The 23,279-nt window shown below is 65.0% G+C and carries 22 protein-coding genes and 2 tRNA genes; 15 read left to right on the top strand and 9 right to left on the bottom strand.

Annotated elements, in window-relative coordinates; genetic code table 11:
• Positions 1-70: 70 nt before the first annotated feature.
• The 4 genes from GEV06_09135 to GEV06_09120 form a co-directional block, all read right to left on the bottom strand.
• Positions 71-1,183, bottom strand: coding sequence for a glycosyltransferase (locus GEV06_09135; GenBank protein MPZ18061.1), 1,113 nt, complete (start codon positions 1,181-1,183; stop codon positions 71-73).
• Between the two features lie 142 nt (positions 1,184-1,325).
• Positions 1,326-2,204, bottom strand: a complete 879-nt coding sequence (locus tag GEV06_09130; protein ID MPZ18060.1) for a glycosyltransferase — start codon at positions 2,202-2,204, stop codon at positions 1,326-1,328.
• On the bottom strand, positions 2,144-3,253 hold the full coding sequence (locus tag GEV06_09125) for a glycosyltransferase (GenBank protein MPZ18059.1): 1,110 nt from the start codon (positions 3,251-3,253) through the stop codon (positions 2,144-2,146). Before GEV06_09125 ends, GEV06_09130 begins: the two co-directional genes overlap by 61 nt.
• Complete coding sequence (locus GEV06_09120; protein ID MPZ18058.1) at positions 3,253-4,380, bottom strand: glycosyltransferase; 1,128 nt, start codon at positions 4,378-4,380, stop codon at positions 3,253-3,255. The genes GEV06_09125 and GEV06_09120 overlap by 1 nt, the downstream gene beginning before the upstream one ends.
• A gap of 56 nt (positions 4,381-4,436) precedes the next feature.
• Here GEV06_09120 and GEV06_09115 point away from each other — a divergent pair, with 56 nt between their 5' ends.
• The 9 genes from GEV06_09115 (at position 4,437) to priA (ending at position 15,121) form a co-directional block, all read left to right on the top strand.
• On the top strand, positions 4,437-5,732 hold the full coding sequence (locus tag GEV06_09115) for a nucleotide sugar dehydrogenase (GenBank protein ID MPZ18057.1): 1,296 nt from the start codon (positions 4,437-4,439) through the stop codon (positions 5,730-5,732).
• Positions 5,733-5,734: 2 nt separating this feature from the next.
• On the top strand, positions 5,735-6,757 hold the full coding sequence (gene galE, locus GEV06_09110; protein ID MPZ18056.1) for a UDP-glucose 4-epimerase GalE: 1,023 nt from the start codon (positions 5,735-5,737) through the stop codon (positions 6,755-6,757).
• Positions 6,711-8,534, top strand: a complete 1,824-nt coding sequence (locus GEV06_09105) for an ATP-binding cassette domain-containing protein (protein ID MPZ18055.1) — start codon at positions 6,711-6,713, stop codon at positions 8,532-8,534. Before galE ends, GEV06_09105 begins: the two co-directional genes overlap by 47 nt.
• On the top strand, positions 8,535-9,419 hold the full coding sequence (locus GEV06_09100) for a YicC family protein (protein ID MPZ18054.1): 885 nt from the start codon (positions 8,535-8,537) through the stop codon (positions 9,417-9,419).
• Entirely contained in the window at positions 9,409-10,077 is a 669-nt protein-coding gene (locus GEV06_09095) for a guanylate kinase (GenBank protein MPZ18053.1), read from the top strand. Before GEV06_09100 ends, GEV06_09095 begins: the two co-directional genes overlap by 11 nt.
• A 114-nt stretch (positions 10,078-10,191) precedes the next feature.
• A complete protein-coding gene (locus GEV06_09090; protein ID MPZ18052.1) occupies positions 10,192-10,485 on the top strand; it encodes a hypothetical protein in 294 nt (97 codons plus the stop codon).
• Positions 10,486-10,557: 72 nt separating this feature from the next.
• Positions 10,558-11,802 (top strand): bifunctional phosphopantothenoylcysteine decarboxylase/phosphopantothenate--cysteine ligase CoaBC, encoded by a 1,245-nt coding sequence (coaBC, locus tag GEV06_09085; protein MPZ18051.1) that lies wholly within the window; start codon positions 10,558-10,560, stop codon positions 11,800-11,802.
• Positions 11,675-12,616, top strand: coding sequence for a uracil-DNA glycosylase (locus tag GEV06_09080; protein MPZ18050.1), 942 nt, complete (start codon positions 11,675-11,677; stop codon positions 12,614-12,616). Before coaBC ends, GEV06_09080 begins: the two co-directional genes overlap by 128 nt.
• 9 nt (positions 12,617-12,625) lie before the next feature.
• Positions 12,626-15,121, top strand: coding sequence for a primosomal protein N' (gene priA, locus GEV06_09075; GenBank protein MPZ18049.1), 2,496 nt, complete (start codon positions 12,626-12,628; stop codon positions 15,119-15,121).
• Positions 15,122-15,180: 59 nt separating this feature from the next.
• Here the strand turns inward: priA and GEV06_09070 are convergent, their stop codons facing one another.
• Positions 15,181-16,188 (bottom strand): site-2 protease family protein, encoded by a 1,008-nt coding sequence (locus GEV06_09070; protein ID MPZ18048.1) that lies wholly within the window; start codon positions 16,186-16,188, stop codon positions 15,181-15,183.
• Positions 16,189-16,216: 28 nt separating this feature from the next.
• On the bottom strand, positions 16,217-16,486 hold the full coding sequence (locus GEV06_09065; GenBank protein ID MPZ18047.1) for an integration host factor subunit beta: 270 nt from the start codon (positions 16,484-16,486) through the stop codon (positions 16,217-16,219).
• Between the two features lie 274 nt (positions 16,487-16,760).
• Here GEV06_09065 and GEV06_09060 point away from each other — a divergent pair, with 274 nt between their 5' ends.
• The 5 genes from GEV06_09060 to GEV06_09040 all read left to right on the top strand — a co-directional run bounded on the left by GEV06_09060 (position 16,761) and on the right by GEV06_09040 (position 19,656).
• Positions 16,761-18,128: a ribosome biogenesis GTPase Der gene (locus tag GEV06_09060; protein MPZ18046.1), complete on the top strand. Its 1,368-nt coding sequence runs from the start codon at positions 16,761-16,763 to the stop codon at positions 18,126-18,128.
• A 143-nt stretch (positions 18,129-18,271) separates the two neighbouring features.
• Complete coding sequence (locus GEV06_09055; protein MPZ18045.1) at positions 18,272-18,808, top strand: MerR family transcriptional regulator; 537 nt, start codon at positions 18,272-18,274, stop codon at positions 18,806-18,808.
• A gap of 41 nt (positions 18,809-18,849) precedes the next feature.
• Positions 18,850-18,927, top strand: a tRNA-Pro gene (locus GEV06_09050).
• A 150-nt stretch (positions 18,928-19,077) separates the two neighbouring features.
• Positions 19,078-19,542, top strand: coding sequence for a hypothetical protein (locus GEV06_09045; protein ID MPZ18044.1), 465 nt, complete (start codon positions 19,078-19,080; stop codon positions 19,540-19,542).
• Positions 19,543-19,582: 40 nt separating this feature from the next.
• A tRNA-Gly gene (locus GEV06_09040) sits at positions 19,583-19,656 on the top strand.
• A 73-nt stretch (positions 19,657-19,729) separates the two neighbouring features.
• Here GEV06_09040 and manB read toward each other — a convergent pair.
• Positions 19,730-21,094 carry a phosphomannomutase/phosphoglucomutase gene (gene manB, locus GEV06_09035; GenBank protein MPZ18043.1) on the bottom strand — a complete coding sequence of 455 codons (1,365 nt, stop codon included), beginning with the start codon at positions 21,092-21,094 and terminating at the stop codon, positions 19,730-19,732.
• A 4-nt stretch (positions 21,095-21,098) separates the two neighbouring features.
• Positions 21,099-22,157 carry an NTP transferase domain-containing protein gene (locus tag GEV06_09030; GenBank protein ID MPZ18042.1) on the bottom strand — a complete coding sequence of 353 codons (1,059 nt, stop codon included), beginning with the start codon at positions 22,155-22,157 and terminating at the stop codon, positions 21,099-21,101.
• A gap of 50 nt (positions 22,158-22,207) precedes the next feature.
• Here GEV06_09030 and pgsA point away from each other — a divergent pair, with 50 nt between their 5' ends.
• Positions 22,208-22,843, top strand: a complete 636-nt coding sequence (gene pgsA / locus GEV06_09025) for a CDP-diacylglycerol--glycerol-3-phosphate 3-phosphatidyltransferase (GenBank protein MPZ18041.1) — start codon at positions 22,208-22,210, stop codon at positions 22,841-22,843.
• A 35-nt stretch (positions 22,844-22,878) separates the two neighbouring features.
• Here the strand turns inward: pgsA and bamD are convergent.
• Positions 22,879-23,279: outer membrane protein assembly factor BamD (gene bamD, locus GEV06_09020; protein ID MPZ18040.1), on the bottom strand; the 401-nt coding region annotated here is incomplete at its 5' end.

The following is a 23,279-nucleotide window of genomic DNA, read 5'->3' as shown; positions in this document are numbered from 1 at the left end:
CCCGTCACCTCGTCACGTTGTTGACCTTGTCACCCCGTCACCTTGTCACCCCGTCACCTTGTCACCCTCACTACTCCCCGGCCACTTCGTCGTAAATCTCGCGCACGCGGCGGACCGATCGTTCCCACGAGTAGATCCGTGCCCGTGCCAAGCCGCGCGCGCGCAGCTCATGCCGCAGCTCACAGTCGGTCAGCACGCGTCTAATTGCATCCGCAATCGCTTGCGTATCGTGGGGATCGATGAGCAGGGCCGCATCGCCAACGACTTCGGGCAACGACGAGACATTCGAGGTAACGACAGGCGTGCCGCTCGCCATGGCCTCGAGCGGAGGCAGACCAAAGCCTTCGTACAGCGATGGAAACACGAAGACGCCCGCCAGCCGATACAGCACGGCAAGCGTGCTATCGGGCACGAATCCGAGGAAACGGACGTGCGTGTGCAGCTTGTTTCGGTGGACGGCCCGCCGCAGCGTCGTGTATTTGGAGATCTCATCGCCGATGACGAGGAGCTTGATGTGGTCGAGCCCGCCCCGATGCACGAGACCAAACGCTTCGATGAGTCGGCCGATGTTCTTGTGCGGCTTGACGTTGCCGGCATACAGCACGAAGGGGTCGTGGAGCTGGTAGCGCTCGCGCACGACGCGGATCTCCTCGTCGGTTGGCGGCGTGCCGAACCGATCGTCGATGGCATTGGGGATAACCGTCACTTTCTCGGCTGGCACGCGGCAATAGCGCAGGATGTCGTGCTTCGACGCTTCGGACACGGTGAGTATCCGACAGGCTGCTCGCGCGGCGGCCCACATGGAGGCGCGGGCGTAGCTATAGGCCAGCCGATTGGGCAGGTACTGCGGGAACATCAGGTGGATGCAGTCATGGATGGTGACCACTGACTTGCACCGGACCAGCGGCGGCAAGACGTAATGTGGTGTGTGGAATACGTCGACACGCTCGCGCCGCAGCTTGGCAGGCACGGCGAGCTGCTCACGGACCGAGTAAGGCCTGCTGGCTTCGACCACGGCACGAAAGTTTGGGCCCAGTTGTGCGGCGGCTACCCGGTCCTCTGGCCTGCAGAGGAGCACGTACTCGGTTTCGGCGTCGATCCGCGCCAGTTGACGCAGCATGTTTCGTACGTACGTGCCGATCCCGAAGTCGTGGAGCTTTCGGATGTCGATCGCGATGCGCACGGAACCATTATCAGTGATCAGTGTTCAGTGGCCAGTGATCAGCCGGCGGCTCGATGGAACGGGGGGTGCCGTCCGACCACAACCACGTAAGCTCGCACCTGCCCGAGGCCCACTGACCACTGGCCACTGACGACTGCTCTCCTCACACGTCGCGAAGCTGCCCCCGAAGCCACAAGTAGCCCTTCAGCGCAGGAACCCACGCGGGGTGATGCTTCTGATAGAAGGCAATCTGGCTGCGGCGATACGCGGTCATCGTGGCCGCCGGCGTCGCCCGGCCGGACCGCCCGCGCAGGTGCACGACTTCGACGCTTGGCACGAAGAGGATGCGGCCGCCGCCCGCACGCAGCGCCGCGCAGAAATCGACGTCCTCGCCGTACATGAAGAATCGGTCGTCCAGTAGCCCGGCAGCCTCCGCGGCCCGGCGTCGAACGAGCAAGCAGGCGCCGCTCACCCAGTCGGCGTACCGCCGCACCTTGGTCCGCTCTTGAAGTCGATGGCGAGCCCAGGCGGGCCCCGCCACTGACAGCCATCCGAGCGTCTTCTGGCGAAGCTCGTTCCAGGGGCTGACCATGCGGCCGAATGACAGCTCCGCCCAACCGGTCGTGTCGACCAGGCGTGGACCGGCGGCAACAGCCTGCGGATCCGACAGCAGCGCCTGGCACAGCGCGTCGATGGCTGCAGACGACACGATCGTGTCGCTATTGAGGAGCAGCACCAGATCACCTGTCGTTCTGCGGATTCCCTGGTTGGTGGCGCGCGCGAAGCCGACGTTCGTGTCGTTGCGAATCAGGCACGCCTCAGGCCACGCCGCAGCAACGAAGTCCGCGCTGCCATCGGCTGACGCGTTGTCGACAACGACGATCTGGTGGGGCGTGACTGGAGGATGTGCCCCAAGTGAAGCGAGGCAGCGCGCGAGATCGGCACGCGTATTGAAGCTCACGATCACAATGGCGACAGAGGTCACCTGGCAGCCTCTTCGAGCACCCTCAAGGTGGCGGCCGCGGTGGCCTCCCACCTGTATCGGCGCAGTACGTGCGGGGCCGCCTCCAAGATCGCCGTTCGTTGGTCGCCACCGGACAGCAGCCGTGCCATCACGCCCGCCACCTCCTCCTCGTGGTGGGGATCGACGAACGCGGCCGCATCACCATAGACCTCGCGTGCGACGGGCGTATCGGCGACAACGATCGGCATTCCCGCCGCAAGCGCTTCGAGCGGTGTCAAGCCGAATCCCTCGTATGTGGAGAGAAATGCAAAGATCGACGCTCGCGAGTAAAGCGCCGCCAACTCGTCCTCGCTGACATACGGCTTCCAGGTGATGTGCGCCGCGCGGCTGCTCTCGGCGATGCAGCGCGCGATCGGCTCGCGCGGATGTGAGCGATTCTCGCCGACGATCGCGAGGTGCGCGTCCGGCTGGGTGTCGACCAGACGACTGAACGCACGGATGAGCGCTGGCACGTTGCGGCGATTGAAGATTGAACCCACGTACAGCACGAGCGGCTCACGGCGTCCCGTGCCTTCCTCGGCGTGCGCTTTCGCGCCGAGACGGTGATCCACTGCCAAGGGGATCGTGGCAATGCGATCCGCTGGCACGCGCAGCCGCTGCGTGATTTCTCCTGCCGAAAACCGACTCATGGTGACGAGTCGCCGTGCGCGGCGTGCACTGAGCCTGGCCAGCAGCCGCCTGCGCAGGCCCTCGCGCCATCCGAACCATTCTGGATGTGCGACGAACGAGATGTCGTGTAGCGTCAACACCACGGGCACTCGTATGGCGAGTGGCGCGGAGTAGGCCGGGCAGAAGAGCACATCTGGGCGCTCATGTCGCACCGCGCGGGCCAAGTGATGCTGCTCCCAGAGCAGATTCGAGGTGCCTGGAAGCGCCCGCCATGCCACGGTCGCGCCGCCGGTGCCAATGATGGCCTCTCGAGACGAGGGCGCTGCCGTCGTGTAGAGCAGCAGCTCGTGCGCGCGGGCCGTGGGGCTGCGGGTCCAACCCGCAAGCAACTCTGCCAGGTAGCGCCCCACACCCGTCGGACGCTCGCTCAACTCCCGCGCGTCCACCGCAATGCGCATCACACCCTCGACCCTCGAGCCTCTCCGAGTCGGCGACGTGCACGCTCCGCCGCTGCCTCGTAGACCGCGCAATGCGCGCGTGCCGATGCTGCCCAAGTGAACTGCTGCGCGCGTAAGATTCCGCGCTGTCTGAGCGTTTCGAGCTGCGCTGGATGCTCGAGCAGCTCCGCCATCGCCGCGCTCAGGGCAGCGCTATCGGCAGCGTCGACGACGACGCCTGCATTACCCACGACCTCCGGAAGCGCACCACGGTTCGAGACGATCACCGGGACGCCGGCCGCCATTGCTTCAACGACGGGGAGGCCAAACCCTTCGTCCCAGGATGGCAGGACAAGCATCAGGGCATCCCGGTACAACGACGTGCGGCCGCTGTCCTCCACGTAACCCACATGTCTCGTTCGGCCCACCAGCGGCGGCCGCGCCAGCGCCTCCAGCCATGGCTGCGCCGCCGGTGTGGGAGCGCCGGCCAGGACGAGCTCTGGCACTGTCGGATGGCGCTCGACCAGCCGCGCGTATGCCTCCAGCAGCGTGCCAACATTCTTGCGTGGCTCCAGAGTGCCAACAAACAGGAGGTAGCCATGGGTCGGCACATGGTCCCGGGCTTGCCAGGGCGGCGCGCCGTGGGGGCACACCCCGACACGCTCTTCGGCGACGCCAAGGCGCTCCACCACCTGCCGTGCAACGGCACGTGACACGGTCACGATCGCGTCGGCGCGCTGCGCGTGCGCCCGGACGAGCGCCGGGTAATCGCGCCGAATCTCGTGACGCGTCCACTCCGGGTGTTCGAGAAAGGCGAGGTCGTGAATCGTCACAACACGCGCGGCTCGCTGCGACGGGAGCAGGAGTGGATGCGGTGCGTGCACCACATCGAACGCGCCACCCGTCAGCCACTCGACCGAGGGCCGCTCCAGCCGGTGCCAGAGAAAGTTCAGCAATCGCACCGGAACGGCGCGGTCGACGACGGCTGTGCCCGAGGGTGGTCGCACGACGACATGCCGCCATGAGCTCGAGAAGAGCGTGATGTCGTGGGTGCCCTCGTCGGCAAGGGCGCCTGCGAGCTGGTGCACGTACTCCCCGACCCCAGAGCGCTGTCGCAAGGCGGGACGATAGTCGAGAAGGATACGCACAGCGGTTGTGTATGCTAGCGTATTCGTTCGTGCGGTGAACTGTGGAGTGATTGCCCATGAAGATTGCGGTCGTCGGGACAGGGTACGTGGGACTGGTGGCAGGCGCCTGCTTTGCCGAGAACGGCAACGATGTCGTCTGTGTCGACAAAGATGAAGGAAAGATACGACAGCTCAGGCGTGGCAAGCTGCCCATCTACGAGCCTGGTCTCCAAGAGCTCGTCGACCGAAACACAGAGGAGAAGCGTCTGAGCTTCACGACGAACTTGCCTCGGGCCGTCCGGAGCTCGAGCCTGGTGTTCATTGCCGTCGGGACGCCTCAGGGGGAGGACGGGTCGGCCGATTTGCAGCACGTGCTCGCTGCGGCGCGCGAGATCGCCAAGGTGATGGACGGCTACAAGGTGATTGTCGACAAGAGCACCGTGCCGGTTGGGACCACCGCCCGCGTGCGGAAGGTCATGAGCGCCGAGACCAAACATCCCTTCAGCGTCGTGAGCAACCCGGAGTTCCTCAAGCAGGGCGCGGCGGTCGACGACTTCCTCAAGCCGGACCGCGTGGTGATAGGCGCCGACGACGATCGTGCCGCCGAACTCATGGTGGAGCTCTACGCCCCGTTTACCCGGACGGGTGCACCGGTCATGGTGATGGACTGTTCCAGCGCCGAGCTGTGCAAGTACGCGGCGAATGCAATGCTGGCGACGCGCATCTCCTTCATGAACGAGGTAGCGAACGTCTGTGAGCTGGTCGGCGCCAACGTGGACCAGGTACGGCGCGCGGTGGCATCGGACCGTCGCATTGGTGCGTCGTTCCTGTTTCCGGGCGTCGGGTACGGAGGGAGCTGCTTCCCAAAAGACGTCAAAGCGCTGGGGCGGTTTGCCGCGGACCACGGATACAAGTTCAAGATCCTCGAGGCCTGCGAGCAGGTGAACGAGCGCCAGAAGGAGCGCCTGGTGGACAAGATGGAGCAGCACTTCGGCGGGCTGAAACGCAAGGTCATCGGCGTCTGGGGACTGGCCTTCAAGCCGCGCACCGACGATATGCGGGAAGCGCCGGCCATCACGATCATCGAGCACTTACTCACGCGCGGCGCACGCGTCCAGGCGTATGACCCGGAGGCGCGCGAGGTGGCCCGCCGACACTTCGGCACGCGTATCACCTACGCCAGCCGCAGCTACGATGCCCTCAAGGGCGCGGACGCGCTGGCGCTCGTGACGGAGTGGAACGAGTTCCGCGAGCCGGACTTTGACCGCATGAAGAAGCTCATGCGATCGCCCGTCGTCTTCGATGGGCGGAACATCTACAAGCCTGAGCACCTCCGCGGGCTCGGCTTCACCTATTACTCGATCGGGAGGTAGCCGTGTCGACGGTTTTGGTGACCGGCGGCGCTGGGTACATCGGCAGCCATGCCGTGCTCGCGCTCGCACGTGCGGGCCGGCGCGTCATCGTATACGACGATCTATCGGCTGGTCATCGACAGGCGGTGACGCACGCACAGCGCGCCTCGGCCTCTGCGGGCGGGGGAGCCGTGGAGCTGGTGGTTGGCGCCATGCAGGAGACGGCGCGGCTGGCCGATCTCCTCGCCGAGCAGGAGGTGACCGCGGTCCTGCACTTCGCGGCCTGGCTCTCGGTGGGCGACTCGGTCAAAGACCCGGCTGGCTACTACCAGAACAACGTCGTGGGAACGCTCTCGGTGCTCACCGCCATGCAGCGCGCACAGGTCAAGCGGCTCATCTTTTCGTCGACCTGCGCAGTGTTCGGTGAGCCGAGAGAGACACCGATCGCTGAGCAGCATCCGCGGCATCCCGTGAACGCCTACGGCGAGTCCAAGCTCGCCGTCGAGCGCGCCCTGCCGCACTTCGAGCAGGCGTATGACATCCGTTGGACCGCCCTCCGGTACTTCAACGCCGCGGGCGCTGATCCCGGTGGTTGCCTTGGCGAAGATCATGATCCAGAGCAGCACCTCATCCCGCGCGCCATTGCGACAGCGCGAGGTGGCGAGCCGCTGGTCGTCTTCGGTGACGACTACCCGACGCCCGATGGCACCTGCCTGCGGGACTACGTCCACGTGAGCGACCTGGCCGACGCGCACCTGCGTGCGCTCGAAAGGCTGGAGTCGGGCGGGCGGTCGGGCGCCTACAATCTCGGCAACGGCCAGCCGCATTCTGTCCGAGAGGTGATTGCGACCGTCGAGCAGGTGACCGGAATGCCGGTGCCGGCACGGATCGGGCCGCGGCGCGCCGGGGATCCGGCCGCGCTCTACGCGGCCAACGGCAGCATCCAGCGAGACATGGGCTGGCAGCCGCGCTTTGCTGATCTTCACGCGATCGTCTCGGATGCGTGGCGCTGGCATGAGGCGCATCCGCACGGGTACGAAGAGTGAAATTCCAAAGGTGACTCATTTTCGTCGGCTGCTCGGTTATGCCCGCCCATACCGGTGGCGGATCCTGCTGGCGCTGGTCGCCATGCTGGCCTACGGCCTCGCATCTGGGGCCATCGTCTACCTCGTCAAGCCGATCTTCGATCAGGTGCTGCGGGATCGGTCGCAGCTCGGGCTGGTGGCGCTCGGTCTGATCGGTGCCTATCTCGTCAAGGGCCTGGGCGATTATCTGTCCGGCTACTTGATGACGCAAACGGGACAGCGGGTCGTCCGCGACCTCCGCAGTGTGCTGTTCAGCCATGTTATCGGCCAGTCCGCCGCGTTTTTCGCGCGCCGATCGACCGGTCAGCTTCTCTCGCGAGTGACGCACGACGTCACGCTCGTCCAGCGGGCGGTGTCGGAGACGGTTGGCGACCTGCTCAAGGAGTCGCTTGCTCTCCTCTTCTACGCGAGCCTGTTGTTCTATTGGGACGCACGCCTCGCGCTGGTGTGCATGACCGGCGCACCGCTGGTCGTCTATCCGTTGGTCCGTTTGGGTCAGCGTGTGCGCCGCATGACGCGGCGTAGCCAAGAAGAGCAGGAGCATCTATCGCACGTGGCCGCCGAGGCGTTTGCCGCACACCGGATCGTCAAGGCGTTTGGGGCCGAGGCGCACGAAGGGCGCCGATTTCGCGCCGCCTCAGACCAGCTCTATCGGACCGCGATGAAGGTCACCAGCGCCGTGCTGGCGCTGCCGCCTCTGATGGAGCTGCTGGGTGGCCTGGCGTTGGCCGGCGCCCTGTGGTACTTCAGCGGGCGCATCACAAGTGATCAGATGTCGATTGGGGAGTTCACAGCCTTCCTTACGGCGCTGTTCATGATGTATGCCCCGCTGAAGCGGCTCAGCCGGGTCAATGCGACATTGCAGCAAGCGATGGCGGCCGCAGGGCGAATCTTCGAGCTGCTGGACACGCACACGGAAGTGCAGGATCGGCCGGGTGCCGCTCCCATTGCCCCCCTGCGCTATGCGATTGAGTTCCGCGATGTGAGCTTCAACTACGGAGATCGTGACCGTCGTAAGGTGCTCGACGCGGTGTCGTTTACGGTGCGAGCAGGCGAGATGGTCGCGATCGTGGGTCTGAGCGGTGCCGGCAAGACGACGCTGGCGAATCTCATTCCGCGCTTCTATGACGTCACGGGTGGCGCGATCCTCATCGATGGCGTCGACATTCGCGACGCGACGTTGCGCTCGCTGCGCACGCAGATTGCGCTCGTGACACAGGACACGGTGCTCTTCGACGATACGATTGCGGCCAACATCGCGTATGGCGTGCCGGATGCATCGAGCGAGGCCATCGAGCGTGCCGCCCGCGCCGCACACGCGCACGAGTTCATCGTCGCGCTCCCCACGCAATACCGCGCGCATATCGGTGAGCGTGGCCAACGGCTCTCTGGCGGTCAGCGGCAACGCCTTGCCATTGCGCGCGCGCTCCTGAAAAACTCGCCAATCCTGATCCTGGACGAGGCCACCTCGTCACTCGACGCCGAGTCCGAGCTGCTGGTGCAGGACGCGTTGGCGAGGTTGATGCAGGACAGAACGTCGCTGGTGATTGCGCACCGGCTGTCGACGGTCCGCCGCGCCAACGCCATCATCGTGCTCGACCGGGGCATGGTGCGCGAGATCGGCCGTCACGATGACCTCGTGACCCGTCCGAATGGCATTTATGCGCGGCTCTATGCGCTCCAAGTGTTTGGCGGTCGGGAGGCACGGACGGTGGTCGGGGACAGGGTGAGGGGGTAGATGATCAAATCGATGACCGGATTTGCCTCCGTGACCAAGGAGGACGAGATTGCCACCGTGGCGGTCACGATACGCAGCGTGAACCATCGTCACCTCGACGTGCAGCTCCGGATGCCCTCGGCATTGCAGGGGCTCGAGGCCGCCTTGCGGGCGGTGGTTCAACGAAGCGTCGCGAGAGGGCGGGTAGACGTCACGATTGCGGCACAGCCACGCGGGATACGTCCGCCAAGCGTCGAGATCAACGAGCCGCTCGTGGAGGCACTGGCGGCCGCCATGGCCCGGCTGCGCGCCCGCCGCGTGATCGACGGGAGCTTGACGCCAGGAGACCTATTGCGACTGCCGCAGGCGGTCACGTTCCAGGATGCTCCCGAGACGGAAGACGAGCAACGGTTGTCGGCGCTCGTGGAGGTGACGGTTGGCGAAGCGCTGGTGGCGCTCGACACGATGCGTTGTCAGGAAGGAACGTATCTCCGCGCCGAGCTCGATGGTCGGCGAGCAGGCCTTGCCGAGACGGTCGACCGGATCGAAGGCGCAGCGCAGGCGGGTGCGGAAGGTCTGGAGGCGCGTCTCAGCGCGAGGCTCGAGGAGCTACGCTTGGATGGCGCGTCAGACCCGCAGCTCCTGGCGCAGGAGGTGGTTCGCCTCGTGGCCCGCTCCGATATTCAGGAGGAGCTCGTGCGCCTTCGGGCCCACGTGCAGCATTGGCAAACGCTCTCGGAGGGGCCGGACCCGTGCGGGCGGAAGCTGGATTTCCTGCTGCAGGAGATGAACCGAGAGGTGAATACGATAGGATCCAAGGCCGAAGGTCCGAACGTCTCGCAGCTCATCGTGCACGCCAAAGCCGAACTGGAGAAGATGCGGGAGCAGGTCCAGAATGTCGAGTGAGGCGCCCCACCGGCCGCGGTCGGGCGGCACGCTCTTCATCGTGTCGGCCCCGTCAGGGACAGGAAAGACCACCGTAGTCGAACGACTGGTGGAGGTCCTGGAAGGGGTCACGATCTCCCGCTCGTACACGTCACGGCCGGCTCGTGTCGGGGAAAGGGACGGGCTGGATTATAATTTTGTGAGCCGTGAGCGGTTCGAAGCCATGGTGGCCGGCGGCGAGTTCCTCGAATGGGCCGACGTGTTCGGTCATGTGTACGGCACGCGGCGAGAGGACACGGAACAGCTCATGGCGTCGGGCCAGGATGTCATCCTCGTGATTGACGTCCAGGGGGCGAAACAGCTGCGTCGTCAGACGTTGGACGCCGTCTCGGTGTTCGTTTTGCCGCCGTGCTACGAGGTGCTCGAGCAGCGTTTGCGTGGCCGGAGTCAAGACACCGAGGAGGCGATTCACCGCCGGCTCGACACGGCTCGCCGCGAGGTCGTGGAATACCACGACTACGACTACGTCATCGTCAACGACGATCTGGATACCTGCGTTCATGCACTGAGCGCGGTGATCGTCGCGGAGCGGGCGCGGAGCACGAACGTCGAGCCGATTGCGGAGGCCATCATTCGAACGTTTCCAGGGCTCACGGGCCGTCGCACTGGAACGGCGTGAGTCAGCGAGGGTTTGTAGCCCCCCTCGCACGCGCGGCTTCGCCACCGTCGGGTCCGCCGAAGCGCGAAGGCGGAAAGGCCGCGCGCTACGTACCAGGAAGGGTAGAAACTACTAATTGGAGTGACCGTGGAACAGATCCAGACCAAGGATGCAACCCCTGAGGCCGATCAAGCCGCCGTCGACAAGTGGCGACTGAGCGTGGATCGGAACCGAGTCCCGAACGCGTTCGAGTTCGTTGTGGTCGCGAGCGCGCGAGCCAAGCAGCTCCTGCAAGGCTGTCTTCCCAAGGTCGAGCCCAGCGCGAAGCCGGCACGCACCGCGCAGCGGGAGGTCCTCAGCGGCCTCGTGCACCGCGCGGCGCCCGCGCAGGAGCGAATGGAGACCGAGACGGAGACGTCGAGCACCTAACGCGTGCTGCCTTGACCACTGAGGCTGACCGCTGAGGCTGGCCGCTGAACCCTGACGCCTGCCCCTTGTCCTATGGCTCTGGTCGCACTCGGCGTGACCGGTGGAATCGGCGCCTATAAGGCCGTCGAGATTGCGCGTGGCCTCGGACGCCGGGGTCACGACGTGGCGGCGATTCTCACGCGGACGGCGCGGCGGTTCGTCGGTCCGGTGACGTTCGAGGCGATCACCCAGCGCCGTGTCATCACGAGCCAGTGGGCGCCGGGCATGAACGCTGACATCGAGCACATCGCGCTCGCCTCGTCTATCGATCTCCTGCTCATCGCACCAGCCACGGCGCACGTCATCGCAAAGTTCGCGCTCGGCCTCGCAGACGACTTCTTGTCCACGATGTACCTCGCGTCGCGGGCCCCAGTGTTGATGGCACCCGCCATGAACACGAACATGCTCGAGCACCCGGCCGTTCATGAGCACATCCGGACACTAGAAGCGCGTGGCGTCCTGTTCGTGGAGCCTGGCGAAGGGTTCCTGGCGTGCGGCTGGATCGGCAAGGGGCGACTGGCGGAGCCGGACGAGGTCGTCGAGGCCGTGGAGCGCGTGCTCGGCGGCGGCGACACCTGGCGCGGGCGTCGCGTGCTCGTGACGGCCGGTCCGACCTTCGAAGACCTCGATCCGGTGCGTTACGTGGGCAACCGCTCCAGCGGACGGATGGGCATGGCGATCGCCGCCGACGCCGCGCGTCGTGGCGCATCCGTGACGCTCGTGCTCGGACCCACGACGGTCCCGCCACCGCCCGGCGTCGAGGTTGTCCGTGTCCGCTCGGCCGGCGAGATGCACCGCGAGGTGCTGGGCCGCGCGCCCAGCGTGGAGGTGGTTGTCATGGCCGCTGCGGTCGCCGACTACACGCCCATCGAGGGCCCGGCCATCGACAAGATCACGAAGCGCGACGAGACCCTCACGCTGCGGCTGACGCGAACACCGGACATCCTTGCGGATGTCGGTCGCGCACGAGCCGGTCGGGACCTTCCCGTTCTCGTTGGCTTTGCGGCAGAGACAGGTGAGCTGGCGGAGAGAGCACGCGCCAAACTCGTCGGCAAGGGTGCCGACCTGATTGTGGCCAATGACGTCTCTCGTGCGGACGCCGGCTTCGACGCGGACACGAACGAGGTGACGCTGATCTCCACGGCGGGCAATGAGGAGCTGCCGTTACGACCAAAGCGTGATATCGCACACGAGATTCTCAATCGCGTCGACCGACTGCTTGCCGCCCGTGGCGAGCGAAGCCGATCCACCAGCGCTGGCACACCCGGTACGAGATAAGACACATATGCCGATCGATCCACGTCTGCGAGCCCAGCTCGAAGCCCATATCGAGTTCTTTGGGGAGCTCGGTGTCGCGGGGATCAGCAGCGATGCGGCATGGCGACAGCCGTTGGACAGTGCCCCGGAGGAGGGGAGCAAAACGGTACCGGAGGGTGACGCCTCGGTGGCCGTAGACGCGCCTCGTCTCACCGCCGTGGCAGCGCCCCCCGCCGCGTCATCGCTCTTCGACGCCGGTGCCGCGGATGCGCCGCAAGAGACACTCGAGGACGTCCGCCGCGACATCGGCGACTGCACGCGCTGTAAGCTTTGCGGGCTCGGGCGTAAGACCATCGTGTTTGGTGTGGGCAGTCCGACCGCAGATCTGATGTTCGCCGGCGAAGCGCCCGGCTACGACGAAGATGTGCAGGGCATCCCGTTCGTCGGCCGAGCCGGTCAGCTGCTGACGAAGATCATCGAAGCCATGGGATTGCGACGCGAGGACGTCTACATTGCAAACGTGATCAAGTGCCGTCCCCCCGAGAACCGCAACCCGGAGGCAGACGAGGTTCGCACGTGTGAGCCATTTCTCTTTCGACAGATCGACGTCATTCAGCCAAAAGTGATCGTCGCGCTGGGTACGTTCGCGGCACAGTGCCTCTTGAAGACGAACGCGCCGATCTCGAAGCTGCGCGGGCGACTCTTCCCGTATCGTGGTGCGCAGCTCGTGCCAACCTTTCATCCGGCGTATCTGTTGCGCAGCCCCGACAAGAAGCGCGACTGCTGGGAAGACATGAAGAAGGTGATGGCGCTCCTCGGTGAATCGCTGGAGTAAGCTGTCCAGGTGCGGTTCGTTCGTGTCGCTGTTCCGGTTCCTGGCCTCGACCTACTGACCTACTCCCTCCCGCCTTCGGTTTCCGCTCACGCAGGGGCGCGCGTGGTCGTGCCCGTCGGTCGCCGCCTGCTCACCGGCGTTGTCGTCAGTGGCCCGGACACGGCGTCCGAGAGTGATTTGCCCACCTCGATCGATGTTCGCTCGGTCGCTCGCGTTCTCGACCAAGAGGCGTTTCTGCCGCCCGAGGTGGTTCGTCTTGCACTGTGGGTCGCGGACTATTATCTGGCCGGGCCCGGCGAGGCGGTGGCGGCAGCCCTGCCGCCTCGCGCCAGCGCGAAGAGCGAGCCGTACCTCTCAATGACGTCGCTCGCCGAGACTGGAAGCACTGACAACGATGACGTCCAAGCTGCAGTCCTGAGGGCGCTCGCCGGAGGCCGACCGGTACCCCAGCGGCTCGTCATCGCTCGTGTGCGAAAGCTGCTCTCCGTTGGCGATGTCCTGTGGACTGATGACCCGCCGGCGGGACCATCGCGCGCGAGCCTCGAGCAGGCCATCCATCGGCTGGAGAAAGTGGGCGCCGTGACACGAGCACCGGACGTTGCACTCCGTGAATCAGCGTTCAAGCTCGTCACGATCGCGATACCGACGGCGATCGTCACCGAGGGCGCAACGAGTCGGCGGCTGGGACACAAGCAGCGTGAGGCATGCCGGCTGCTGGCGGAAGAGCGCGAGGGGCTCCCCGTTGCGAGCCTCGCAGAGCAGGGCATCTCTCGCGAGACGTTGCAGCGTCTCGAGCGGCTCGGCTTCATCCGCTGGGCCGAGCGGCGCGAGGAGCGCGATCCCTTTGCGGTAGAGGAGCTGGCTTCTGCTGCCGATGCGGCGGCGACCTTGGCGGTGGAGCTGACCGACGAGCAGGAGGCGACGCTCACGCGCTTGAAGACACAACTCTCACGCGGCGAGTTCGCGGTGGGCCTGTTGCACGGCGTCACCGGCAGCGGGAAGACACAGGTCTACCTACGGTTGGCCGACCATGTGCAGCGCCGCGGTCGCCAGGTGCTCGTCTTGGTTCCGGAGATCGCGCTGACCCCTGCCGTCGCCCTGCTCTTCCGGAGCGTGTTCGGTGATCGCGTGGCCGTTCAGCACAGCGGCCTCTCCGACGGAGAGCGCCACGATCAGTGGCATCGTATCCGGCGCGGCGACGTGGACATCGTCGTGGGGACGCGGTCCGCGGTGTTTGCGCCGTTGACGAGGCTGGGCCTTGTCGTCGTCGACGAGGAGCACGATACGTCGTACAAGCAGGAAGAGAGCCCCCGCTACCACGGCCGGGACGTGGCCATCATGCGCGCGCGTGACGCGGGAGCGCTCGTCGTGCTCGGGTCCGCCACGCCGGCGATGGAGACATACGAGAATGCGAGAAGGGGCCGCTATCACTTGCTCACCATGGCGCGGCGCGTCTTGGACCGTCCCCTGGCGGCAGTCCGGATTGTCAACATGCGGGACGAGTACGCCGAGCGCGGTCCGGAGATCGTGTTGAGCAGCGTGTTGGAGGCGTCGCTGGAAGAGCGGCTGGCGCGCGGCGAGCAAAGCATGGTCCTCCTCAATCGACGCGGCTATGCGCCCACGGTGTTCTGCCGCCAGTGCGGCCACACGCTCGAGTGCCCAGACTGTAGTGTCGCGCTCACGCTGCACCGCCGCGCCGAGCGGGCGCGTTGCCACTATTGCGACCACGCGACACGCGTGCCAAAAGCGTGTCCGGCGTGCGGCGGCCTCCTTCTCGAGTACGCCGGCGTCGGGACCGAGCGAGTGGAGCAGGAAATTGCCGGGCGATTCGCTGGGGTGCGCGTGGCGCGCGTCGACCGCGACACGATGACGCGACGCGGTGCGATGGTCGAGGTGCTTCGTCGCTTCAGACGGCGCGAGCTCGACGTGCTGGTGGGCACACAGATGATCGCCAAGGGTCACGACTTTCCGGCCGTGACGTTGGTCGGCGTGATCTCCGCGGACGTGGGGCTGGGGCTCGCCGACTTTCGCGCGGCGGAGCGAACGTTTCAGCTGCTCACGCAGGTGGCTGGGCGATCAGGGCGAGGTGACCAGGCCGGCGAAGCCATTGTCCAAACCCTCTTCCCAGAGCACTACAGCATCGAGCTGGCCAGCCGGCAGGACTACCTCGCCTTCTTCGAGCAGGAGATCGAGTACCGGCGGAAGCTCTACTATCCACCGCACGTCGCGCTCATCAATGTGGTCGTGCGAGCCGGGTCGCATGCGGAGGGATTGCGTGATGCCAACGACCTCATCGTGGGGCTGGGGGCGGATCGCCGGAGGTTCAGGGTCCTTGGGCCGGCGTCGGCGCCGCTCGAGCGCCTACGCGGGCAGTCTCGCGTCCAGTTCTTTCTAAAGGGGACCGAGCGCCGCGCGATGCGCGAGGCGGTCCGCACGGCCCTTGCAGCGCGACCGGATCTCCGCCGCCGCACGACGGTGGACGTCGACCCCTGGTCGATGCTGTAAGGGGAAACGGGGACAGCCCCCGTTTTCCACATGTCGAAAAACGAGGGCTGTCCCCGTTTTCATCCCCCCACCAGCTCTGTGGGACTGATCGGCGTGGGCGTGAAGCAGAGCACAAACATGAGGAGCGCTAAGAAAGCAATCCATTTCCGCCCGGGGTCGAGGGGCTCGTTCTCGTCGATCGTACGCGGGTGGCGGAAGCCCGAAAGCGCCATCAGGAGAATCAACAGACCAACCCAGAAGAACCAGCTCGGCGAGTAGAGGTACCCAAGTCCGAGTGCTGCGGCGAGGGAGAGAATGGAGACGATCGTCGAAGCGCGGCCAAACACGGCGTAAGAGACATGGCCGCCATCGAGCTGGCTGACGGGGACGAGGTTGAGGGCTGTTGCCAGGAGGCCGAGCCACGCGCCGAACACTACGGGATGCATGTTCACGGTCTGCCCATCGCCAAGAGCCCCAAAAATCCAGTCCGCGGCGAGCTGGAAGACGAAGGGCTCACCCAGCTCGACGATGTCAGGGCCGGACGGCATAGCGGTTACCTTGGACCAGCTCATCCCAAGCAGAAGCATCGGAATGGCGACCACGAAACCGGCAATGGGGCCCGCCACCGCAATGTCGAACAGCATCCGCTTGGTGGCAATCGGTTGGCGAATGCGGATGACCGCGCCAAACGTGCCGATCATGCTGGGCATCGGCAGATAGTAGGGGAGAGAGGCGTCGATCCCGTAGTAGCGACATGCGAAGTAGTGACCGAGCTCGTGCGCGGTGAGGATGCCAAGTGCGGCGAAGCTATACCACAGGCCGCCCACCATCATGGCGCCCAGACCGCTTCCAGCGGGAAGAGACTCCCGCCCAAAGTCGGTCAACCAGCCCTGGTACACGCCCGCGCCCGCCAACGATGTCGTCAAGACCGTCGCCAGAAAGAGCAAGATGTGAAGCCAGACACGGTTGCGAGCGCGTGGCCTCGGTGGCAGGGGCTGCCACTGGGCGCTCGATATGCCCTCTGGCGACGCACCTGGAACAGAGAGGCTGCGATCGTAGGGGTACGGTGGCAGATCGTCAGCCGGCAAAGAAATCGTCCTTAGGATTCGTCCGCACTCAGGGGATGTTCTGGAGCTCCTTGCCCGGCTTGAAGCGAATCGTCCGACCGGGCGGAATGCGGACTTCTTTGCCGGTGCGGGGGTTCCTCCCGATGCCGCGTTTGCGTGGCTTGACCTGGAACACGCCAAAGCCTCGCAGCTCTATGCGCTCGCCGCGCTGCATAGAGAGTCGCATCGCGTCGAAGACCGCGTCGACTGCCGCCTCGGCCTTGACCTTGGTAATATCAGCAACGCGCGAGACTTCGTTGACGATGTCCGCCTTAATCATCGATGTGCGAGCTCCCAAATGGCCTCCACTCCCACCTCCGCGAACCAGCTATGTCGGGATGTCGCCGTAGCGCTTGTCGCGAAGGCGGGCCCAGGGTCCGATGAGCTCGCCAGGGCGCCCGAGCGAAAACGAACATAGCCACCCAAGCCTTCGAACGAAGGACAGAGGCTCGTAACTAGCATAGGAAGAACCACTTAGCCTGTCAAGGCGGGCCTTTGGGCGGGATGGCATCCCAACCTGTGCAAGGCTACCGCCGCGACCGAAGAAAACTCTTGTGAAACGCACGGCGTCACTTCCCAGCGTGGTGCTCGTTGGCCGGCCCAACGTTGGCAAATCCACGCTCTTCAATCGGATTACCCGCACGCGGCGCGCGATTGTCACGCGTACGCCGGGAACGACACGCGATCTCCTGGCGCACGACGCGGAATGGGACGGCGTCCCGTTCAAACTGGTCGATACGGGAGGTATGTTCGGCCACAGTATGGATCCACTCCACGAGCTCGTCGTGCATCATGGCAGACGCGCCATTCAAGAAGCGGACGTCCTCGTCTTGGTGGTCGATGGCCGGGAGGGCGGGGTTGCCGCCGACGAGGAGATCTCTGCAGTACTGCGTCGTGCCTCCGCACCGACCATGATCGCCGTCAACAAGACAGATGACAAGCGCGCCCGGGGCGAGGCCGTTGAGTTCTACCGGTTTGGATTCGAGCCGGTCTTGGAGATTTCGGCTGAGCATGGAACCGGGGTTGCCGAACTGCTCGACGCAGTCGTCGGGCAGCTGCGCGGGCAGGGCCGGGCTCGCCCCGTACCGACACGAGAGGTCGAAGAGTCCGAGATTGCGGTGGCCATTGTCGGGCGTCCCAACGTCGGCAAGTCGTCGCTCGTGAATCGCCTGCTGCGCGAGGAGCGGGTGATGGTCAGTGAGATGCCGGGCACCACGCGCGACGCGATTGATGCTGTTCTTCGCTGGCACAAGCGGACCTTTCGTATCGTCGACACGGCGGGCATCCGTCGCCCGGGGCGTGTGGCGCGATCAGGTGAGATCGAGATGGTCAGCGTCTTGGTCGCGCGCCGAGCGATCGCGCGCGCCGATGTGGCGGTACTGCTCGTGGACGCCACCCAGGGGCCGGCCGATCAAGATGCGGCAATTGCGGGAGAAGCGGATCGGCTCGGCTGCGGTGTGATCCTTGCGGCGAACAAATGGGACCTCGTCAAAGACCGTGGTGCCGCTTTCGGGCGCACCTTCGACGAGGAGCTCCGGCGTGGGATGAAGTTCCTCGACTACGCGCCGGTCTTGCACATCTCAGCGGCAAGCGGCGAGCGGACGCCGCGCTTGCTGGAGATGATCGACCGCGTTGCGGCCGCGCGCCGCCACCGCGTGCCCACCGCAGATCTCAACCGCTGGGTCGCGGCCGTGACGTCTGTGCACCCGCCCGTCAGCCCAGGTAAGCGTGAGGTGAGGATCATGTACGCGGCGCAAACGGGCGTTGCGCCACCAACCTTCGTCTTCTTTACGAATGTCGCATCCTCATTCCACTTTTCCTATGAGCGCTTTCTCGTCAACGGTCTGCGTGACTCGTTCGGTTTCAGTGGCACGCCGATCAGGGTGGTGGTGCGCAAGAGAGGGGCGAGGGGCGAGGGATAAGGTTCGAGGTCCAAGGTTCGAGGTTTGAGCTTGGGTATCTCGATGCTCCCCGGGTGCTCGGACGTCAACCCGGAAGCTTCGTACACCCCCACCTTGAACCTCGAACCTCGAACTTCGAACCTGTTATACTCCGTCGTTGGACAATGGCGGATTTGGCCGAGTTTGTTATTCCGGACCGGCCCGCGTTCAAAGCGGGCGAAGTATGCGAGATCGCGAAGATTAAGCCGTACGTCCTGCGCACGTGGGAAAGCGAGTTTCCCGATCTAGGGCTCTCCAAGACGCCGGGGGGACCCCGCATCTATCGCCGCGCCGACGTCGAGCGGGTCGTGCGCATTCGGCAGCTCGTCTTTGGTGATGGCCTGACCTTGGCCGGCGCGCGACGCCAGCTCGAGCAGGAGCAGGCGCCGACGGCGCCCGATGTCGTGGACAGCGACGACATGTTGGCCATCGCGGCACAGGTCGAGGACCGTGCTCGGGCAGGCGTGCTCAAGGTCAAGGAGGGGCTTCGCTCGTTGCTCTCTCTGCTCGACGACTCTTCACCAATCCGTGCGAGCCAGGCCGGCCGCGAGGAGGAGCCCCAGGGGCGCGACTTCGAGCTTCAGGCGCCAGAGGCGCCCGTTGAGTCGTCTGAAGATCGTGTGCCGCTGCGCCGTCCCACACGTAACAAGCGCTCGCGTTGAGGTAGAATCACAGGATGCGCTTCGCGCGAGCGGGCGCTGCTCGGGGCGTGGCGCAGCCTGGTTAGCGCGCCAGTTTGGGGTACTGGAGGTCGGCGGTTCGAATCCGCCCGCCCCGACCACCTGTTCGTCGTCTCTATGTGCACAATGCGAGGCGAGAAAGGCAAGGGGTGAGCCTGCCTCTTGCGCTGCTTGTCTCGCATTTTCTACGTGAAGCGGGCGTTTCTCTGGCATGGCGAGCGCTGATGACGACTGCACGACGACGTTGGATAATGCGTAGCCTCTCCGCCATTGCGATTGGCATGATGGTGCTCGGAACGACAGCGTGCAGTGATGACGATGAATCGCCCACAGCGCCGGCGGACACCGGCATCGCGGGCGATTATCGACTGGCGATTCGCGCGTCTGGGACCTGTAGCCCTGACTTGGACGCGGGTCGCATACAGGAATTTGACGCGACCATCACCCAAAGCGGCACTGATGTCGCGGTGACCTTGAGCAGCAGGCAGGGCCTTCCAACCGAGGGTGCCTTCGAGGGGATCCTAGACGGCTCAACGATGCACGTGGAGGGCACGGTCAACGTAGTCCCGGACGGATCTCGGAGCTACGAAGCCTCCGGCACTCTGATCGGTAGCGTTGCCACTGCGGGCATCAACGGGCTCTTCGAGGGGACCATCAGGTATGGCGATGCCGCATGTAGCGCACTGAACCACGACTTTGGTTTTGTGCGCGACTAGCCCACTTAGCGTCGCCTTGCTAGAACGCGTTGTTACCTGAGCGGGCTTAGCATAGTGGTAATGCTCTGGCTTCCCAAGCCAGCTAGACGGGTTCGATTCCCGTAGCCCGCTCCAGCCAGCCTTCGCCGCCCTTTCGGGCGGCTTCGGCTACAGGCTCTTTGGGTCGGGCGCTACCGTCGCGAATCATTTAGGACCGCAGCATCGCGAGCACCTCGTCGCGGCGTTTGGCCATGACGTCAGGGGTCTTGGCTTCGAGGTTCAGGCGGAGTAGTGGCTCGGTGTTCGAGGGGCGTACGTTGAAATGCCAGTCGGGATACTCGATGGAGATCCCGTCCATGCTGTAGACCGTGGCATCCGTGTAGCGGCGTGCGATGTCACGAATCTTGGCCTCGGCCTGCGCTTGGCTCCGCAGCTTGATGCTGATCTCGCCCGACAAGAAATACTTCGCTCTCAGCGGCGCGACCAGATCGGTGAGGGTCTGATCGCGGCGCGCCATGAGCTCGAGCATGACCAGGGCTGGGATGAAGCCATTGTCGGCGTAGAAGTTATTGCGAAAGTAATAGTGGCCGCTGACCTCGCCGCCAAATATCGCATTCTCCTTCCGCATCCGATGCTTGATGAACGCATGGCCCACGCGATTCATCAGCGCCGTGCCGCCATACTTGGCCACGGTCTCCTTCACGGCGTAGCTCGCCCTGAGGTCGTAGACGATGGTTTGGCCAGGCTGTCTGTGCAGGAACGACTCGGCGATGAGCGCGGTGACGAAGTCACCCGGGATGAACTGCCCGGTGCCGTCGATGAAGAAGCAGCGATCGCCGTCGCCGTCCCACGCAATCCCGATATCGGCCCGATCCTGCGCCACGCGTGCCATGATGTCGCGCCGGTTCTCCTCGAGGAGCGGGTTCGCTTCATGGTTGGGAAACGTCCCGTCCACCTCCATGCAGAGGCCGACCACCTGGCAGGGGAGCCGTTCGAAAATCCGCGGAGCGACGAGGCCGGCGATGCCGTTGCCGGCGTCGAGCACGACACGAAACGGCGTGATGAGCGAGGCGTCGATGAACGTGAAGACGTGATCGAGATACGCGTCCATGATCTCGCGTCGCTCCAGACTCCCCTTGGACGCGTCGCTCGGCGGCAGCGTGCGCTCGAGCACCATCTCCTTGATGTCATCGATGCCCGCCTCGGCACTGAGCGGGAGCGCCTCCTTGCGCACCAGCTTCATGCCGTTGTACTCGCGTGGATTGTGCGACGCCGTGATCTCCGCGCCGCCATCGAGCTTGTCGCGGCAGACCGCGTAGTACAACATATCGGTCGCGATCATGCCGTAGTCGATGACGTCGCACCCCTGCTGCCGTGCGCCCTCGATGAACGCCTCGGCGAGAGCCGGCGATGAGAGCCGCATGTCTCGGCCCACACCGATGCGGCGCGCGGCAAGGTAGTACGCAAAGGCGCCACCGATATCGTGCGCTGCCGCCTCGTTGATCTGATCCGGGTAGAGCCCACGAATGTCGTAGGCCTTGAAGATCTCGGGAGCGACATCGTTTTGAGGCATCGTCTTAGAGCTGCGAAAAATCGGTCGCGACGGACTTGTCCCCGAGCACGGCACCAGGTCGGATCCGGACGCTCCGACCAATGTGGCAGTTGCGGCCCGCGACCGCGCCCTGCACGCTGGCGTCGGAGCCTATCCAGGAGCTCGACCAGATGATCGAATCGCCAATCTCGGCCCCGCCTTCGACATGGCACTGCCGTCCGAGCACCGTGTAGGGTCGGATGCGCGCGCCCGCCTTCACGACCGCGCCCTCGTCCAGAAAACACGGCCCTTCGATCTCGGCGCCCGCCTCGACCTTTGCCTGCGTCGCCCATACCGCGGGCCCGTTGGACGTCTCGTCGAACGGGGCGACCGAAAAGCGACCATCCATGATATCGCGGTGCACTTGGCGGTACTTCTCCGGCGTGCCGATATCGATCCAGTAGCCCTCGTAGATGTGCGCGACGAACGGCTCGCCGCGCTCGACCAGCGACGGGAAATATGCGCGCTCGATGGAGTAGGGCTCGTCGGCAGGGATACGGTCGAATGTCTCCGGCTCCAGCACGTAGATCCCGGCGTTGATGGTGTTGCAGGTGATCTCGTTCGGGTTCGGCTTCTCGAGGAACCGTTGAACGGCGCCGTCGGCGCTCGTTTCTACCAGCCCGTACGCCTCGGGGTTGGCAACCGGGGTCAAAACGATGGTCGCCTTGGCCCGCCGCTCCCGGTGCAGGCGAATCACGGCCGCGAGGTCGATGGCCGTCAGCACATCCCCGTTGAAGACCACCACGGTGTCGGTGGCATGCTGCGCCGCGAACTTGATCGCGCCGCCGGTCCCCAGCGGTGACGGCTCCACCGCGTACCGAATGCGGACGCCGTAGGCCGCACCGTCGCCGAAGATTTCCTCGATCCGGCGTGGCTGGTAGTTCAGGCTGAGCACCACCTCGCTGATCTCGGGAAGCTCCCGTACGCGATCGAGCTGATACGCGAGGAACGGTCGATTGAAGATCGGCACGATGGGCTTCGGTGTATGGAGTGTGAGTGGCCGCAAACGCGTGCCCTTGCCGCCCGCTAGCAGAATCGCCTTCATATCAACGCGCAATCATAACGGAAAAAGAGGCATACAATGATCGTCAGCGTATGAACCTGCCAAACGCCCTTTCGTTGGCACGCATCTTCCTCGTACCTCTGCTGGTCGTGGTGCTGCTGACGAAGTTCGAGGGGCGCGCGATCGTCGGCCTCCCCAAGGAGTATGTCGCCGCCGCCATCTTCCTGGTCGCATCGCTGACGGACTGGCTCGACGGTTATTTGGCGCGACGGCGGCAACAGGTCACCGCCCTCGGTCAATGGCTCGACCCGCTCGCGGACAAGCTGCTCATCACGGCTGCCCTCGTGTCGCTCGTCCAGATGGGCCGCGCCCCCGCCTGGATAGTGGCGGTGATCATCGGCCGCGAGCTTGCCGTCACCGGCCTCCGGAGCGTGGCTCAGACACGTGGACAGAGCATGCCCGCCTCACCGCTCGGCAAGCTCAAGATGACGACGCAGGTCGTCGCTATCCTGTTGCTCATCCTTGGCGCCGACTACCTGGGCTCGCTCGCGTTCCTCGGCACCGTGGCGCTGTGGGCCGTGCTCGCATTCGCGATCTGGTCCGCAGTCGACTACTATGTCGCGTTCAGTCGCGGCGTGCCCGCGCCCGCTCTCGACAGGGCCTCAGAGCCCCACCTTTATCGGTCCGAGCCGCATGGTCGGGCGCGCTCGCCGAACGCGCCGTGGTAGGGGAGGGCGGCGCCTCGCCCCATGCGCCCTGCTTGTTACGACGGCTTGAGGTTTGCCTCCATTGACGACTTCAGTTGCGCGGCCAGCTCCTTGGCCCTCCCCAGATATTCGCTGGTCTCGAACTCCTTTTGCAGCCTGTCCAGTAACGGCAACGCCTCCGCCTGCTGCTTGACTCGAATCAGTGCCCGCGCGAGGTAATAGTAGACCGCGTCACGATACGTATACCGCGGGTCGTCGTCGAGGACCTCACGAAATCGCGTAATCGCTCCCGGATACCACTGCTGCCGGAAGTAGAAGAGGCCAACGCGGTAGATGGACTCGCTCAGGCGGTCCCGCGCTTCACGGTATTCTTCCTGGGCCGCGGCCGTGATCTTGCTGTTGGGCCAACGCTTGAAGAGCGTTTCGAACTGCTGGATCGCTAGCCTCGTCTCGGTTT

The sequence above is a fragment of the Luteitalea sp. genome (genome assembly GCA_009377605.1).
Lineage (GTDB): Bacteria > Acidobacteriota > Vicinamibacteria > Vicinamibacterales > Vicinamibacteraceae > WHTT01.
The sequence above is the reverse complement of the archived record's forward strand: the minus strand, read 5'-3'. Positions and strand labels throughout refer to the sequence as shown.

Bases quoted from the DNA above. Each gene is read 5' to 3' on its own strand.
- pgsA (MPZ18041.1), top strand. From the start codon at position 22,208: ATGAACCTGCCAAACGCCCTTTCGTTGGCACGCATCTTCCTCGTACCT.
- GEV06_09065 (MPZ18047.1), bottom strand. From the start codon at position 16,486: ATGATTAAGGCGGACATCGTCAACGAAGTCTCGCGCGTTGCTGATATT.
- GEV06_09105 (MPZ18055.1), top strand. From the start codon at position 6,711: ATGCGTGGCGCTGGCATGAGGCGCATCCGCACGGGTACGAAGAGTGAA.
- GEV06_09080 (MPZ18050.1), top strand. From the start codon at position 11,675: ATGAGGAGCTGCCGTTACGACCAAAGCGTGATATCGCACACGAGATTC.
- GEV06_09125 (MPZ18059.1), bottom strand. From the start codon at position 3,253: ATGCGCATTGCGGTGGACGCGCGGGAGTTGAGCGAGCGTCCGACGGGT.
- GEV06_09055 (MPZ18045.1), top strand. From the start codon at position 18,272: ATGGCGGATTTGGCCGAGTTTGTTATTCCGGACCGGCCCGCGTTCAAA.
- GEV06_09095 (MPZ18053.1), top strand. From the start codon at position 9,409: ATGTCGAGTGAGGCGCCCCACCGGCCGCGGTCGGGCGGCACGCTCTTC.
- GEV06_09045 (MPZ18044.1), top strand. From the start codon at position 19,078: ATGCGTAGCCTCTCCGCCATTGCGATTGGCATGATGGTGCTCGGAACG.
- GEV06_09030 (MPZ18042.1), bottom strand. From the start codon at position 22,157: ATGAAGGCGATTCTGCTAGCGGGCGGCAAGGGCACGCGTTTGCGGCCA.
- GEV06_09115 (MPZ18057.1), top strand. From the start codon at position 4,437: ATGAAGATTGCGGTCGTCGGGACAGGGTACGTGGGACTGGTGGCAGGC.
- GEV06_09100 (MPZ18054.1), top strand. From the start codon at position 8,535: ATGATCAAATCGATGACCGGATTTGCCTCCGTGACCAAGGAGGACGAG.
- manB (MPZ18043.1), bottom strand. From the start codon at position 21,094: ATGCCTCAAAACGATGTCGCTCCCGAGATCTTCAAGGCCTACGACATT.
- coaBC (MPZ18051.1), top strand. From the start codon at position 10,558: ATGGCTCTGGTCGCACTCGGCGTGACCGGTGGAATCGGCGCCTATAAG.